A 15,867-nucleotide genomic window follows, 5' to 3' on the forward strand; every position below is an offset into this window, starting at 1 on the left:
GCGCGGAACGGCGCGGGACGAAGGAGACCGCCATGTCCATTTCGAGCGTGACGTCATCGGCCGCGTCCGGCATCGCCCAGCAGAGGCCCACCGGACCGGGCAAGGAGGTGCGCGAGGGCCTGCACCAGTTGAAGGACGCCGTCACATCCGGCGACCTCGATTCGATTCAGAGCGCCTACGAGTCCCTGTCCAAGCTGCAAAGCGGGAGCGGTTCGGCGTCCGACGCCAACTCCCCCCTTACCAAGATGCTGACCGCCGTGGGCGAAGCGCTGCAGACCGGCGACGTCACCCAGGTCCAGCAGGCCTTCGCGGCGAACGGCCCGAAGGGCGCCGGTGGACAGGGCGGCGCGGGCGGCCCGCCTCCGGGCCCGCCGCCGGGCGGTGCCGGTGGCCCGCCGGACGCGATGAAGGACGCCATGGGCAGCCTGTCGCAGTCGCTGCAATCGGGCGACCTGCCGGGAGCGCAGGACTCCGTCTCGTCGCTGCTGTCCTTTCTAAAGGAGGCGTCGGACGGCGGCTCATCGTCCTCCTCGTCGACATCCTCCTCCTCGACATCGGTCGCCGAGCTGTTCAAGACGGCTTTGCAAAGCATGAACAGCGCGCTTCAGTCGGGCGACCTGACCGGCGCGCAGAAGACCTTCTCGTCCCTGGCGCCGCGCGGCTCGCAGGGCGTCGACCTGTTGGCCTGAGTTGCCGCGGAGCGCCGGGCGCCCGTTCCCCACGATGGCGGGGCGCGGCGTCCGGTGCGGCCCCAGAATGACCGCCTTCCGGATCCGACCGTCAAAAGTGGTGGTGATTACCTCCTTCGATGCTGAAGATCCAAAAATTTTAGGAGAAATTCAGAAGTAAATCTTTGACACACCCACCCCACCTACCCCTTTATTTCCAGCAGAAATCCCGCAGGTTGCCAATCTGTAAGAAAATAAATCCTGACCATTAACTGCGATTTAACCATGCAAAGGTTATTCGGAACACAGGCGAAACGATAGCGGACTTTTGGTTCCGACTGCTTTCCCGCCCGATGGGAGCCTGTGACACGATGACCTTGCTGGCCCGCCTTTTCCTGCTGGTGCTTCTGGCCGTCCTGCCGGCCCTGGGCATCCAGGCCTACAGCGTGTTCCAGTTCCGTGCGGAGCGTGCCGAGGAAGTCGCCGCCCAGGCCGAGCGGCTGCTGCATCTGGTCGAGGGGGAACAGGCCCGGATCGTCGACGGCGCCCGTCTGATGGTCACCTCCATCGCGGAATCGGCCACCCTGCGGTCCGGCGACTACGCGCAATGCCAGGCCCACCTGATCCGGCTCGCCCAGCGCGCGCCCGAATACCGCAACCTGTCCGTCCTCGACCGCGACGGCACCCTCCTGTGCAGCGCCACGCCCGACCGCGCGTCGGCCGCCTCCGGCCTCGCCAACGCCCAGCGCCCCTATGTCCGCCGCGCGCTGGAGGAGGGCCGCTTCGTCGTCGGCGAATGGACGACCCCCGGCCCGGCGGCGGAGCCCGGCACCGCCATGCTGCCCTTCGCGGTCCCCTTCCGCGACGAAGCCGGCACGGTCACCGGGGTGGTGACGCTCGGCCTCGACCTGCCCTGGCTGGCCACCAACTTCGCCGCGCGCCCCCTGCCCGAGAACGCCAGCCTGCTGGTCACCGACCGCAACGGCACCATCCTGGTCAAGCTGCCCAACGGCATCGCCCAGCGCGGCGAGCGCGTGCCGCGGCCCTATCTGGACCTGCTCAACGAGAACCGCGGCGGCGTCACCACCCTGCCGGGGATGGACGGGGTGGCGCGGGTGCTGGCCTATTCGCCGTCCCGCCAGGGCACGCGCGACCTCTTCATCAGCGTCGGGCTCGACCACACCGCCGTGGCCGGCACCATCGACCGCGCCACCCGCCAGGGCCTGCTGATGACACTGACCGGCCTGCTGGTCGCCATCCTGGCCGCCTGGATCGGCGGCACCCTGTTCATCCGCCGTCCGGTCGAGGCGCTGATCCGCGCCACCCAGGGGTGGAGCGCCGGCAACTCCAGCGCGCGGGCCGGTCTGGTCGACCGAAAGTCGGAGATCGGCCAGCTCGGCCGCGCCTTCGACGCCATGGCCGAGACGCTGGAGGCCCGCGAGCGCGCGCTGCGCGGCTCGGAGGAGCATCTGCGCGCCGTTCTGGACGCCCTGCCGACCTTCGTCGGCGTGCTGAGCCCGGACGGCGACGTTCTTCAGGTCAACCAGACCGCCGTCCAGGCGTCCGGCCTGCCGGTCGAGCAGATCGTCGGCCATCCCTTCCACGAGGCCTGCCGGCGCGCCTTCGCCGGCGCCGCGGGCGACCGCCTGCGCGTGGCGGTGGAGCGCGCCGCCCACGGCGACTCCGCGCGCTTCGACGCGCCGGTGCGCATCGCCGGGGACCGTGCGGCGATCATGGAGATGCGGGTCACCCCGATGCGCGGCCCCGACGGGCGGATCACCCACCTGATCGTCTCGGGCATCGACATCACCGAGCGCAAATCCACCGAGGAGGCGCTGCGCGTCGCCAACGAGCGTTTCCGCACGGCGCTGCGCAACTCCGGCGTCGTGGTGTTCAACCAGGACTGCGCCCTGCGCTACACCTGGATGCACAACCCGGCGCTCGGCTTCACGGCGGAGCACGTCGTGGGCAAGACCGATGCCGAGGTGTTCGAGGACGCCGACGACGCCGAGGCCCTGACCGCCATCAAGCGCCGGGCGCTGGAGACCGGCGAGGGCGTGCGCGAGGAGGTCCGCATCCGCCGCGCCGGGCAGGACCATTTCTACGACATGACCATCGACCCGCTGCGCGGCCCCGACGGCGCGCTGGCCGGCATCACCTGCGCCGCCGTCGACGTGACCGGCCGCAAGCAGGCCGAGGCCGACCTGCGCCGCGCGCGGGAGGCGGCCGAGCACGCCGCCGCCGGCAAGTCCAAGTTCCTGGCCGTCGCCAGCCACGACCTGCGCCAGCCCGTGCAGTCGCTCTACCTCTTCGCCGCCGCGCTGGGCGACCGCCTGCAGGGCCATCCCAGCCTGCCGCTGCTCGACAACATGCGTCAGGCGCTGGACACGCTGAAGGGCCTGCTCGACGGTCTGCTCGACATGTCGCGGCTGGAGTCCGGCAAGATCGCCGCCAACCCGGCGGAGGTCCGCCTGGGCCAGGTGCTGGGCCGTCTGGTCGCCGAATACGCGCCGCGCGCCGCCCAGAAGGGGCTGGAGCTGCGCGCCGTGCCGACGCGGGCCTGGGTGCGCACCGACCCGTCGCATCTGGAGCGCATCCTGCGCAATCTCATCGAGAACGCGCTGCGCTACACCCGCCAGGGCCGCATCCTGATCGGCTGCCGCCGCAGCGGCCCCGACCGTCTGCGCGTCGAGGTGTGGGACAGCGGCGTCGGCATCCCCGCCGACCGGCTGGAGGACATCTTCGAGGAGTTCACCCAGATCCAGGGCAGCGGCGACCGCGGGCTGGGCCTCGGCCTCGCCATCGTCAAGCGCCTGTCGAAGCTGCTCGACCACCGCGTCCGCGTGCGCTCGAAGGAGGGGATCGGCTCCGTCTTCTCGGTGGAGATGCCGCGGGTCGTCGTGGAAAAGCCCCGCGCCGCCGTGCCGCCGCCCGCCATGGACCTCTTCCGGCAGGCCGCCAACGACTGCGCGACCAAGGGGATGGTGCTGGTCATCGACGACGAGGCGATCATCCTGCTCGGCCTGAAGGCGATGCTGGAGGGCTGGGGCTACAGCGTGCTGACCGCGCGGTCGGGCGACCAGGCGCTGGAGCGGCTGCGCGCCGACGGTCGGCGTCCGCAGATCGTGCTGGCCGACTATCAGCTCCAGCAGGGGCGGACCGGGCCGGAGGCCTTGGCTGCGGTGCAGGGTCTGGTCGGCAAGGACGTGCCCGGCATCATCCTGACCGGCGACACCGCCCCGGAACGGCTGGACGAGGCCCGCCGCAACGGTTTCAGCATCCTGCACAAGCCGGTCTTCCCCAACGACCTGCGCAAGATGATGGCGAACGCCGGGGCGGCGTAAACGGCCCGAGGCGGCGCAGACGCAAGGAAAGCGTGCGGCGGCGTCAGCGCCGCCGCACGATCCTCCGCCACAGCGGTACCGGGCGCTCCTCCTCGGCCTTCTCGGCCAGCCACTGGTCGGCCAGTTCGCGCACCTGCCAGCCGCCCAGGTAGCGGTCGCAGTCGATGGCGCTGTACAGCCGCACCTTGTCCCGGCCGAGTCGTTCGAAATAGTCCAGCGTCCGCTGGCGGTCCGTCGCGGTCATCGGCGGGTTCGCCAGCGGGTTCAGCGGCGGCTTCATCGGGTCCATGGAGCGCATCGGTCCGGCCTCCCCTCTGTGGTGCCCAAAAGAACGGCATACACCCGTCGCACTTTGTTCAGTTGGTATATGGATTGGGCACGCAAGCATCCCAATTAGCCTTTGGTTGCAAGAGCTTCCCCCGCGCCTTCCAACGAAGGTCAGGCTTGCGCCGCCGCATCGGCCCGTCTCTTCCCACCCGCCCCGCACGCGTGCACAATGCGGCACACGGATGCGTGGGCGGCGGTCTGCCGCCCGGCGCGATCAAAAGACACCTTCAGAACCGGGAGCGGGGGATCATGAGGAAGACGTCGTGGATGGCCGGAGCCCTGGCGGCGGCCGTCGCCGGGCTGTGCGCGGTTTCGGCCTCGGCGCAGACCAAGGTGACCGTGGCGATGAGCGGCTGGACCGGCTTCGCACCGATCACGCTGGCCAAGGAAACCGGCATCTTCAAGAAGAACGGCATTGAGGTCGAGATCAAGAAGATGCCGACGTCCAACCGCCACCAGGCGATGGCGGCGGGCGAGGTGCAGGCGATCACCACCACGGTGGACACGCACCTGCTCTACGCCTCCTCCGGCGTGGACGTGACGCAGGTGCTGGTGCTCGACAGCTCGCACGGCGGCGACGGCATCGTCGTGCGCGACGCGATCAACGGCCTCGCCGACCTGAAGGGCAAGCAGGTGGCCGTGCAGTACGGCGGCGTGCCGCAGTTCTGGCTGGCCTATGTGCTGAAGAAGAACGGGTTGTCGATCGGCGAGGTGCAGACCGTCAACCTCCAGCCGTCCGACGCCGCCAACGCCTTCGTCGCCGGCCAGTTCGACGCCGCCGTGACCTATGAGCCTTACCTGTCCAAGGTGCGCGAGGCCAACGGCAAGATCATCGTCACGTCGGACCAGACGCCGGGCGTCATCATCGACACGCTGGCCTTCCAGCCCGACTACATCCAGAAGAACCCGAAGGTCGTGAAGGCCTTCGTCGACAGCTGGTTCGAGGCGCTGGACGAGATCAAGAAGGACGAGAAGAAGGCCTTCGAGATCATGGCCCGCGACGTCAACCAGACGCCGGAGCAGTTCGCCTCCTCCGCGAAGACCGTGCTCTGGTACGACAAGGCCGGCAACATCGAGTATCTGACCAAGACCATGCCGACCTTCATCAAGGAGGTCCAGGACGTGATGCTGGAGGCCAAGCTGATCCGCAAGGCCCCGCCGAGCCTGGACAGCATGACCGACACGTCCTTCGTTAAGTAAGTTCCTGCCCCCTCCCCAGCCCTCCCCCGCTTCGCGGGAGAGGGGGTTGAGTTCCCTCCCTCGCCGAAGGCGGGGGAGGGTTAGGGAGGGGGCACCGCCTTCCAAACCCGACAACGGTCCGCCAATCCCATGTCCCCCCTCTTCACTCCGCTGAAGCCGGTCGCTCCGGCGCTGCGCACGGTGCTGGGCATCGCCTGCTTCGTGCTGTTCTTCCTGGGCTGGGGCATCGCCACCTACGGCGGCTTCGTGAAGCCGCTGTTCCTGGCCTCGCCCGGCGACACGCTGACGGCGGGCATCGCGCTGTTCCGGGAGTTCGGCTTCGCCGAGGACATCGCCGTCACGGTCTGGCGCGTCTTCGCCGGCTTCGTCATGGCCGCCGCCCTGGCGGTGCCGCTGGGCATCCTGATGGGGGCCTTCAAGCCGGTGGAGGCCTTCTTTGAGGCCTTCGTGTCCTTCGCCCGCTACCTGCCGGCCTCGGCCTTCATCCCGCTGCTGATCCTGTGGGCGGGCGTGGGCGAGCTTCAGAAGATCCTGGTCATCTTCATCGGCTCCGTCTTCCAGCTCATCATCATGGTGACGGTCATCGTGTCGGGCATCCGCAGCGATCTGGTGGAGGCCGCCTACACGCTGGGCGCCAAGCGCGACGGCGTGGTGCTGCGCGTCCTGCTGCCCGCCGCCTCGCCGCAGATCTTCGAGGCGCTGCGCCTCGTGCTCGGCTGGGCCTGGACCTACGTGATCGTGGCGGAGCTGGTGGGCGCGTCGCGCGGCATCGGCCACATGATCATCGACGCCCAGCGCTTCCTCGACACCGGGCAGATGATCTTCGGCATCTTCATCATCGGCGTGATCGGCCTGATCACCGACCTGCTGTTCCGGGCGCTCAACGCCCGTCTCTTCCCGTGGGCCAAAGGACGATAAGCGCCGGCCATGAGCAAGCTGTCCATCCGCAACGTCGAGAAGACCTTCCCCGGCCGCAACAGCACGGCGCCGACCCGCGCGCTGGTGCCGACGAGCCTGGAGGTCGCCGACAACGACTTCATCACCATCCTGGGGCCGTCGGGCTGCGGCAAGTCCACGCTGCTGCGCATCGTCGCCGGTCTGGAAACCCCCACCGCCGGCGAGGTGCTGCTGGAGGGCAAGGCGGTGTCGGGCCCCGGCCCGGACCGCGGCATGGTCTTCCAGTCCTACACGCTGTTCCCCTGGCTGACCGTGCGCGACAACGTCTGCTTCGGCCTGCGCGAGCGCGGCCTGCCGCGGGCGGAGCAGCTGGCGATCGCCGACCGCTTCCTGGCCCAGGTCGGGCTGAAGGGCTTTGAGAACCACCACCCGGCCCAGCTGTCCGGCGGCATGCAGCAGCGCACGGCGCTGGCCCGCGCGCTGGCCAACGACCCGAAGATGCTGCTGCTCGACGAGCCCTTCGGCGCGCTGGACCACCAGACTCGCGAGCTGATGCAGGAGCTGCTGCTGGGCATCTGGGAGGCCGACCGCAAGACGGTGATGTTCGTCACCCACGACATCGACGAGGCCATCTTCATGGCCAGCCGCGTCGTGGTGATGTCGGCCCGCCCCGGCCGCATCAAGTGCGACATCCCGATCGATCTGCCGCACCCCCGCTCCTACAAGGTCAAGACCACCCCGGAGTTCGCCGCCTACAAGGAACGGCTGACCGAGGAGATCCGCGTCGAAACCATCAAGGCCGTGACCATGGAGCGCTGACCGGCGCCCCATCCGGGCCGGACCATGCGAACGAGCGGCACCTCCGGGCGCCGCTCGTTCTTTTTCTTCACCGCCTCGCTTTGTCCCGCCGGGTCAGGCTTGGCGACCGGTGTTCATGACCAGATCGGACAGGGCGACGCCGGCCCGCTCGGCGTCCGACGCGAGGGAGCGTGGACAATTCCAGTGCAGCCGTCCGCCGATTTCGAGCATCCGGCCCTGACGCTTCACCACCCACACGCCGGTGGCCGCCATGTGGATGACGCGGGCCAGCGGCTCCCCGTCGAAGCCGGAACGGGCCTTGGACGTGGAGTGGCCAACCGCCGCATCTGCTGCCGACACCGCTGGATGCATTGCCGCATCCGAGCGCTCAAAGGCCGGCGCGCACGGATGGGCACTCACCAGTTGCAGCGGGTGCCGTTCGCGGCGGTCGCTCGGGCGGCTCGCCGGGAGGACGGCAAGGGCCTGCGGCCTGGAAAGATGCAGCATGTGGGGCATCCTGGGACGTTTCCGATAGGCCTGCGTCCTCAATGTCGCGCAGGTCGTTAGGACACTGAACCTTCCACGCGGCCTGGATGAAGTAAAGAGGAAACACCTCCGAAACCGTGCAACCTTTCGACGCGGAGAAAGGTAAACGAACAATAACCTGATTTTTATTATAGTTTCTTGGCTGTTAGCCAAACATCACCACCAGCGGCTTTGCAGGACGCCTCTGGCCCCCTATTTCGAGGAAGGAAGGGGGAGCGAACTGGCCCTCTTAGGGATGAAACGGACGGCTCTCCGCCCCGGAATAGTCACACGCAAAGGCGTGTTCATTCCGTAAGCATGCGTCACAAGCGCAGGCTTGACCGCTGCTTTCCGAGGCTGGCGGCATCCAAAAACGCAGGGAAGAAAACGGGTAGGATCATGGTGAAGAAACTGGCAGTGATCGTGGTTGGCGGCCTTGTCCTGACGGGCTGCTCGAACCTCAGCCACCGCGAACAGCGGACCTTGTCGGGTGGCGCCATCGGTGCCGCGGGCGGTGCCGCGGTCGGCGCCCTGACGGGGGGCAGCGCGGTGATGGGCGGCGTGATCGGCGGCGCGGCCGGCGCCGCGGTCGGCGCCTTGACCTCCAACAACGGCAAGCACCGGTAAGCACCGATTTCACAACGGGGATCAGGCCGCCGGACCAGTGTCCGCGGCCACCCCACACGCCTGTGCGCCCTCAATGTCAGGGCTCCAGCAGACGTCTGATTTTAAGGGAGATGTTGGAGCGGGTGAAGGGAATCGAACCCTCGTCGTAAGCTTGGGAACGACGGAACAAGACAAGAACGGACGTTGGCGGACGTCGGCGAACGGTGGAATTTCAATGGCTTAGGAAAAGCCCGTCTGCTATCATCCGGGCTCGACCGCCGACGCTTTTCCGTACCGATTCCGTACGAGGAGGCCCGTTCATGGCCCGTTCCGCCGCCCCCGACACCCGCTCGAAGACCGCGCGCGCCAAGCTCGCCCCGCGCCGCGAGCCCTACTGGGCGCGCCTGGCCAAGGGCAGCTACCTCGGCTACCGGCGACTGACGGCGGGGGCCGGCAGCTGGCTGGTGCGCTACCGCGACGCGCTGGGCACGCAGCACTTCGACGCGCTCGGCCAGGCCGACGACGCGCTGGAGGCGGACGGCGCCGGCGTCCTCACCTTCGACCAGGCGAGCGCCCGGGCGCGGCGCTGGTGCGAGGCCAAGGCCGCCGCCGAGGCCGGCGTGCGGCGTGGCCCCTACACCGTGGCGCAGTGCCTGGAGGACTACCTCGACTACGTGAAGACGCACCGCAAGTCGGTCAAGCACCTCGACACCTACGTCAAGGCCTACATCCTGCCGCGCCTCGGCGCGCTCGACACGGCGGCGCTGACCTCGGCGGTGATCCGCAAGTGGCACCGCGAGATCGCCGAGGAGCCGCCGCGGCTGCGCACGTCGAAGGGCAAGGCGCAGCGCTACCGCGCCGAGGACCCGAACCCCGAGGAGGCGCTGCGCAAGCGCCGGCTGCGCGCCAACCGCCACCTGGTGACGTTGCGCGCGGCGCTGAACCGCGCGTGGCGCGAGGGGCTGATCCCGAGCAACGACGCCTGGGCACGCGTGCAGCAGTTCGGCGGTGTCGAGCGCCAGCGCTCGCGCTTCCTCGACCACGACGAGGCCCGCCGCCTGCTCAACGCCTGCCCGCCCGACCTGCGCGCGCTGGTGCAGCTGGCGCTGCTCACCGGGGCGCGCTACGGCGAGCTGTGCCGGCTGGAGGTGCGCGACTACCAGGCGGCGAGCGGCACGCTCTTCATCCGCGACAGCAAGTCCGGCAAGCCGCGGCACGTTGTGCTTAACGAGGAAGGAATGGCGTTCTGTCGGCAATTGACGCTGGGCCGCCCGATGGGCGAGCCGCTGCTGCGGCGTGAGGACGGCGAGCGCTGGGACCGCGATCTGCACCAGCGTCCGTTCAAGGAAGCGGTGCGGCGCGCTGGCCTCGACCCGGCCTTCACCTTTCACGAGCTGCGCCACACCTGGGCCAGCCTGACGATCATGGCCGGCGCCCCGCTGATGGTGGTGGCGCAGAACCTCGGCCATCGCGACACACGGATGGTCGAGCAGCACTACGGGCACCTAGCACAGTCCTACGTGGCTGACATGGTGCGCCGGACCGCCCCATCGTTCGGCCTCATTCAGCATAAGAGTGTTTTGCCTCTGTCTGCCGGGGGATAAACAAAAAATTTTACAATTTCATGTTACTAAAGCGGGCGCCGCAGAGAAAGTCGAGAGTTGGCAACAAATCCAAACCCATAGGGCTCGGCTTGCTGGGACGCAGCAGACGAGCGCCGTCGGGTCGCTGGCGTTGCGGTCGCGCGACCGCACACTGAAGCGTTTAGCCCAGTTCGCGTGGCCAGATGACCGGGGTATTGAGGTCGGATCGCCATCAGCGTCGGGAGCATCAGGCGGCCTGCAGAGCCCGCTTGATCTCGCGGATGATGATCGGCGAGACGCCGAGGACGTCCAAGTCCTGCGTCCGGACCCACACCTTGGCCTCGGCCGGGCCCATGTTCTGACGCGCGGCTTCGCCCGCGAGCTTGCGCGACGAGATACGCGATAGGCCCATGCTTATGAATGACATCATCGTCTGAGAGCAGGCGCCGACCTCCATGAACATCGGAATGGGAACGATGCGCTCGGCGAAGTCGGCATGTCCCTTCTCCGTCAGCGCGCGCTTCAGCAGCGTGTTGTAGCAGCCGGTGAGCCGCACGTACGTGAACCGCACGTCCTCTTCGATCGCCTTGAGCGTGGCAAGGATCGCCTTGGCAATGGTGTACCGCTCGTTCCGCTTCATCTCGTACTCGAAGTGCGCGTCGATGATCTGCGGCAGCGGATCGCCACACATCCAGGGATGGGCGAAGACCGCGGCCCGCAGGTGGCTCCTATCCGCAGCCGGCCACTGGAAGATGTGCGTGTGGCATCGCTTGAAGATGGCCACCAGACTGTTGTAGGCGCCTGGGCTGAGTGGGTGGACGGGCATCAGGTACTCGGGCCCCTCCTTGGCGATCTGCGCCAGCATGTAATCGTACAGCCGCTGCTGGCGGTAGACCGACACCGTCGGGCTGGCCCGGACAACGGCATCGTCTAGCCGGACAAGCTGTCCCGCCGCGTGCAGGGCTTCGGAGAGCTGGACGCGCACGTCGGATCGCGGCGGCACCTCCAGGCGATCGAGCGTCTCGTCGAGTTGACCCGCGCGGTGATCGGCGTAGAGCTTCGTGAAGGTGTTCTCGAACTCATCGGCACCCGAACGGTCCGGCTTCCGATCCGGCTCGCCGATGTAGGCGATCAACTCCTCCGACCGCTCGCGCACGTGCTCCTCGAGGGTCGAGCGAATCTCGACCTCTCGGTTCCCGGTCAGCGGCTGGCTTGGCCACTCATCGTAGTCGATGAGGTAGACGTCGCCCTCGAACTCTTTGCCCAGCCTTCCGGCACGTCCCGCCAAGTTCCAAAAATCCACGGACTCAAGAGGAGACTTGTTGCCACGGCGCGGCCGGTTGAGAAACAGGCTGCGGGCCGGGAGATTGAGCCCGTGCAGCAGCGTGCTGGTGCTCACCAGGAACTTCAGCTCGGCGTTTCGGAAGGCATCTTCGATGGAGCGCCGCAGCAGGGGCGGCATGGCGCCGTAGTGGAAGCCGACTCCGTTCAGGACGGTCTCGGCCAGGGCGAATTTGGGATGCACGCTCTCCTTGATGAACGCGGACAGCTGCTTGCGCTCCGCCCTGGGCTCCGGCGATCCGGCCGCCTCGGCGCGGGCGGCCTCAAGCTGCATCAAACCGGTCGCTAAGCCCTGACAGTCGGCTGCGCCCTTGGCGTAGACAAGGCTTTGGCCCCCTTGGCCGAAAAGGTTGGCGAGGTGCACCGTCGCCTGCTTGACACCGGTCAGGTCGTCGCTGGCAACCACCTCCCCGAGTGGCAGCTTCGCGCCGCCCATGTTGAGGGAGACCCGAATGCGGCGGGGATCAGCACCCGAGGTGTCCAGGTGAATGAGGTTCTGCGCTACCGCGATGTCGCGGCTCTTGTGGTGGCGGTAGTTCTTCAGACCAAACAGACGACCGAAGATCTGCGGGTTGGACAGGTTGGGGCTGGCGAAGAACATCTGGACCGCCGCGTTCCGCCGCGTGAGCTCCTCCAGGACGGCGGTGAGGATCACGCCGCGCCCGCCGTCGCCCACGGCCTGCGCCTCGTCGACGATCACGAGATCGAAGGCCGCTTCAGGGTGGTTCATGAGGATGAGCTGCAGCCGCTCCTGCGTCATGACGAACAGCGCATCGTTCGGGACCGGCTGGTCGGCCGTCAGCGGCACGGTAACGACGCCGACCTCATCGGCACCGTCGCTGCGCAATGCGGCGACGAGCTCGCCCGACACCTGGTTGATCAGCGCGCGCGTGGGGACGATGTAGACCACCCGGGGACGCGGCGCCGCCGCCCAGAGCCGTCGGATGAACGCCTGGAGCAGGAAGCTCTTGCCGGCCGATGTCGGCGCCGACGTCCCGAGCGATGCCCCCTCCTCGAGCGCGCTCCAGACATCCCGTTGGAAGTCGGTGAGCACGATTTCAGAGGAGCCCAGGGCGGTCCGCCGCACCGTGACGGTGTTGCCGATCAGGCGATGGCCGGCCTCAATCGCCACTGGGAGCGGAAGCCCTTCGGGCGCCTGCAACGTTCCATGGCTGAATCGGATCGCCGGGAAGTTCCCCAGCCGCGACAGGACGAGATAGAGCAATTGCGGCAGCCGGTCGTATTCGCCGCCGTACAGCGTGTAGATCGCCGTGGTGATCCGGAAGGCGGCCTCCTTGTGCGCCGCCTCGGCGGACTGCGCGAGTACCGCAGCGGACTGCAGGAGGCGGGCGAGCCCTTCGTCATCGAGAGTGTCCGCGCCGTCCGCGGCGCCCTCGCCCAGGGCGGAACGCCGGACACGGGCCGCGACCAAGGTCAGCAGTTCTGTCTGGAACCTGGGGTTCGCCCAGATCCGGTCGGCCAGTTCATTCAGCATTGCCGATGCCCGTGTGCTTGAAGAACTCGGTGCGGAACGCCTGCACCGAGGGGAAGGGGATCAGAAAGAACTCGAAGTTCACGACGTCCATCCCTTCGGCGCCGAGCCTGCGTCGCAACAGTTCCACGGCTTTGGTCACGCGCTTCTCGAAGAGCTCCCGGAACGCGTTCTCGACTTGGTCCGGGTGAAGCTTCCGCAGCTGTTCATAATGAGCGTAGTCGAAACCGACGAAGCAGGCGAACACGTGCCGCCTCTGATTTCCTTTCTCCGAATAAGGGTCGAGATAGTCGAGCAGGGTGTCCCGCAGCGCCTGCTGATCCTCTCCTAGGTTCATGTGGTCGCGGACAATGTCGATCTCGCGAGTCCGCTTGCCGTCGTCCTTGACGAAATCCCCCACGGACTCGAAGACCGCGTCCAGCGCATCGGAGAGATCGGCGTAAAGCTTGGACTCGCCCCAGTACAGCAGCAGGGTCACGCCGTCGTCGTGCAGACCGACGTGGATGCCGTCGGTGCCATGCACCGGCATCTCCCGGGATGTCTTCAGGTACATCTTCGAGATGAGCTGCGGCGCCCGCAACGCCCACTCCAACAGGACGAACAAGATCAGTTCACCCGGCTCCCCCGCCTTCTTCTGCTGCTCCTTGGCCTTGATGAACAGATCGCGCGCCTTCTCGAACTGCTCGAGCACCAGCCGTTCGGCCTCGTCGGGGTCTGCCTGCATCTGCGCCCGTACGCGCATGCGGTCCCGCCGCGGGATGCAGAACGCGACCAACTGGTGCTTCAAGTACTTGACGAACTGTTCGATCGTGGGGAGGCCGTCCTGGAAGGACAGATAGTAGAAGCTGGCCTTGACGCGCGGGAATCCGTCGACGGGGATGCTGGACACCGTCCGCACCCGCGCGTTGAACTTGTCGTGTTTTCCGGCGAGAAGGTCGAGAGCCTCCTCAAGGTTTATGGGCGTATCCATGACAACCGCATCGAACACACGCCGCTGCCAGTCTGCCGGCTTTCGGCGTGCATGGCGTCCACAGCGAGCATCACGCAACCTCACTTTCCCCAAGTGGTATATCGCCGCACATTCGCCACACGGCTTCCGCTGGTAACGAGCACTCTTGTATCATCTCAGGTACCAGTCGCGCTCTAATCCAGCGCGCCGCGCTGTTGGGCGCCGCGGACGCATTGATGCGGCCGGGCCGCGCTGGGCGCGACTGCACCATGGGGTAAGCGTCACCCCAGCAAGTAAAACCTTATCATCGGTACGTGTGACATCACAAGTAGCTTGACCGTGCCCTACGCGACTGACAAAGTCGAAATGTGATGTCGCACGTATCGCACAGATTCATCCCGCCCGAGTTGTTGGAGGCCGCCCCCGGCTGGGCGCCGAGGTATTTTGTCGGGTTGGCGGCGGCGGCTCTTCGCGCCGGCAGCACCGGACGATCGATCGGCGATTTGGGAGGGCAGGTCCTCGAAGGTTGGCGGGTAAGCGACACGCCCGGCGCCCTCACCTACGACTCCAGAGCGGCAACGACGCCGATTTACCGCCAAGCCAACATCGGGCACCTGCGCCTGCTGCCTTCGGAGCAGCATTGGTCTCCGCCGCGGATCGCCGGTCGGTGGTGCGCGCGTCCCGACGACGTCGTGCTGAACAAACTCGCCCCCGTGCGGGCCGCGTTCGTCTCACCGAATGCGAGGCGGCACCCGGTCGACGGCAACGCGCTCATCGTTCGAGGGCTCTCGACGTCAGCGGCGGTGTGGGTCGCCCTTTGCCTCAACCACCCCGGCTACGAGCAGCTTTTGCTCGTTGAATCGGGCGTGTTGAAGCGGGCCGGGCTCGGTGCGCTGGGGGAGTTGCGGGTACCGCCCGTCCCGCTGGAGATGGAAGGGCTGGCGGCGCGCGTTCGCGACATCCTCGACGACGCCACGCTGATGGGCGAAGCACTGTACCGGACGCGCGAAGAGGCCAGCGTTGCAACGGCGACGGCGTCCGGCACCACCCATGACCTTGCCGGTGGTTCGTTCTTCGCCCGCGACGCGGTCTCGAACGAGAGCTGGCTGCCGTCCGCCACGGCGCTGCGCGCGGAACAGTCGGCACTCGAAGAGGGCTCCGGATGGGTCGCCCTTGCCGAGCTTGCTAGGTTCGACGACCGCACCCGTCTCAGCCACACCCCAGATGAGGCGCGTGTCCTTCGGTTGAGCGACGTCGGCGACGACCTTCTCGCGTCCTCTGCGGATGATGCCCGCGCGTCCGAGTTGATCCCCAACCGCACGCTGGCGAAGCCGCTCGTTGCGGGCGACGTTCTCCTTTCGACCCTCGGCACCAGCTTCCGAGCGGCCTACGTCGATGAGGACGTGCCACCGAACACGCACCCCGTGGATGGCTGGGTGCGGCTCCGTTTCCGTGAAACACCCGCGGCCTGGGCGCTGCTGCTCTCGACGGTGCCAATGCGCTCTCAGACTGCCCGCCTCACGGTCGGGTCCGCCCAGCAGTTCGTCCCGCCCGATGCCCTGCGGTCGTTGCGAGTCCCGGCGCCGTCGCGCGACGTGCGCGACCGCTGGCAGCGTGCCATTGAGCGGCACCATGCGCAGCGCCGCTCGCTCGATCGCCGCTGGTCGTCGCTCATGAACGAGCTCGCCGCGCTGTTCGACGCCGTCCACGCGCCGTTCATGCCATCTCCCGCGCGTATGAAGGAGCCGCTCCGGTGACGCTACGACACGCCGAGGACCTGCTGGACACGCTGAAGCGCAAGCGTCTCAGCCTCGATGAGCTGCACGAGCGCGCCCGGCTGTCGGGTCTGGACTGGAGCCGCGATCAGGTCGAGCTCTTCCTCCTGTGCGCGCCGGGGGTCGAGCGCGACGAGTCCGGCACCTTCCACGTGGGCGCCTCCCGCCCCGAGGAGGCGCTGGAAACCGCCATCATCGACGCCGTTCGCTCGTTCGCCGGCAAACCGATCCAGGCGGCGCAGGTCCGCGCCCGCCTCCCCGCTGACTTCGTGACGACGGACGAGCAGATCCTCGCCATCGCCCGGCGCGCCGCCGGGCTCGACGTCTTCGGCCCGAACCTCATCCGCATTGCCCCATAGGCA

At 67.6% G+C, this 15,867-nt stretch carries 13 protein-coding genes; 9 read left to right on the plus strand and 4 right to left on the minus strand.

The genetic code is table 11. The features are described 5' to 3' along the window. Positions 1-32: 32 nt before the first annotated feature. Entirely contained in the window at positions 33-689 is a 657-nt protein-coding gene (locus FBZ83_RS11010; RefSeq protein ID WP_145682466.1) for a hypothetical protein, read from the plus strand. A gap of 350 nt (positions 690-1,039) precedes the next feature. Beyond that, positions 1,040-4,012, plus strand: coding sequence for a PAS domain-containing protein (locus tag FBZ83_RS11015; RefSeq protein ID WP_145682467.1), 2,973 nt, complete (start codon positions 1,040-1,042; stop codon positions 4,010-4,012). Positions 4,013-4,055: 43 nt separating this feature from the next. Here FBZ83_RS11015 and FBZ83_RS11020 read toward each other — a convergent pair whose 3' ends face one another. After that, positions 4,056-4,310 carry a hypothetical protein gene (locus FBZ83_RS11020; RefSeq protein ID WP_145682468.1) on the minus strand — a complete coding sequence of 85 codons (255 nt, stop codon included), beginning with the start codon at positions 4,308-4,310 and terminating at the stop codon, positions 4,056-4,058. Between the two features lie 278 nt (positions 4,311-4,588). On the opposite strand from FBZ83_RS11020, the gene FBZ83_RS11025 reads away from it, so the two are divergent. From FBZ83_RS11025 to FBZ83_RS11035, 3 genes are all read left to right on the plus strand, one after another. Continuing rightward, positions 4,589-5,539, plus strand: a complete 951-nt coding sequence (locus tag FBZ83_RS11025; protein ID WP_145682469.1) for an ABC transporter substrate-binding protein — start codon at positions 4,589-4,591, stop codon at positions 5,537-5,539. Positions 5,540-5,668: 129 nt separating this feature from the next. Beyond that, entirely contained in the window at positions 5,669-6,457 is a 789-nt protein-coding gene (locus tag FBZ83_RS11030; RefSeq protein ID WP_038529855.1) for an ABC transporter permease, read from the plus strand. A 9-nt stretch (positions 6,458-6,466) separates the two neighbouring features. Beyond that, positions 6,467-7,255 (plus strand): ABC transporter ATP-binding protein, encoded by a 789-nt coding sequence (locus tag FBZ83_RS11035; RefSeq protein WP_014238630.1) that lies wholly within the window; start codon positions 6,467-6,469, stop codon positions 7,253-7,255. Between the two features lie 93 nt (positions 7,256-7,348). Here the strand turns inward: FBZ83_RS11035 and FBZ83_RS11040 are convergent, their stop codons facing one another. Next, positions 7,349-7,741 carry a hypothetical protein gene (locus tag FBZ83_RS11040; RefSeq protein WP_145682470.1) on the minus strand — a complete coding sequence of 131 codons (393 nt, stop codon included), beginning with the start codon at positions 7,739-7,741 and terminating at the stop codon, positions 7,349-7,351. 417 nt (positions 7,742-8,158) lie between these two features. Here FBZ83_RS11040 and FBZ83_RS11045 point away from each other — a divergent pair, with 417 nt between their 5' ends. Next, positions 8,159-8,386 (plus strand): YMGG-like glycine zipper-containing protein, encoded by a 228-nt coding sequence (locus FBZ83_RS11045; protein WP_014238634.1) that lies wholly within the window; start codon positions 8,159-8,161, stop codon positions 8,384-8,386. Positions 8,387-8,685: 299 nt separating this feature from the next. Beyond that, the gene (locus tag FBZ83_RS11050) at positions 8,686-9,969 is read left to right on the plus strand and encodes a tyrosine-type recombinase/integrase (RefSeq protein WP_145682471.1); all 1,284 of its coding nucleotides are present in this window, start codon (positions 8,686-8,688) and stop codon (positions 9,967-9,969) included. Positions 9,970-10,195: 226 nt separating this feature from the next. Here FBZ83_RS11050 and FBZ83_RS11055 read toward each other — a convergent pair whose 3' ends face one another. Together FBZ83_RS11055 and FBZ83_RS11060 are read right to left on the minus strand one after the other, a co-directional pair. Then, complete coding sequence (locus FBZ83_RS11055; RefSeq protein WP_145682472.1) at positions 10,196-12,784, minus strand: DEAD/DEAH box helicase; 2,589 nt, start codon at positions 12,782-12,784, stop codon at positions 10,196-10,198. After that, complete coding sequence (locus tag FBZ83_RS11060; RefSeq protein WP_145682473.1) at positions 12,774-13,751, minus strand: HamA C-terminal domain-containing protein; 978 nt, start codon at positions 13,749-13,751, stop codon at positions 12,774-12,776. Before FBZ83_RS11060 ends, FBZ83_RS11055 begins: the two co-directional genes overlap by 11 nt. A 350-nt stretch (positions 13,752-14,101) precedes the next feature. Here FBZ83_RS11060 and FBZ83_RS11065 point away from each other — a divergent pair, with 350 nt between their 5' ends. Beyond that, positions 14,102-15,487, plus strand: coding sequence for a hypothetical protein (locus tag FBZ83_RS11065; RefSeq protein WP_145682474.1), 1,386 nt, complete (start codon positions 14,102-14,104; stop codon positions 15,485-15,487). Continuing rightward, on the plus strand, positions 15,484-15,864 hold the full coding sequence (locus FBZ83_RS11070) for a hypothetical protein (protein WP_145682475.1): 381 nt from the start codon (positions 15,484-15,486) through the stop codon (positions 15,862-15,864). Before FBZ83_RS11065 ends, FBZ83_RS11070 begins: the two co-directional genes overlap by 4 nt. The last annotated feature ends 3 nt before the right edge of the window (positions 15,865-15,867 follow it).

The sequence above is a fragment of the Azospirillum brasilense genome (assembly GCF_007827815.1).
Lineage (GTDB): Bacteria > Pseudomonadota > Alphaproteobacteria > Azospirillales > Azospirillaceae > Azospirillum > Azospirillum brasilense_C.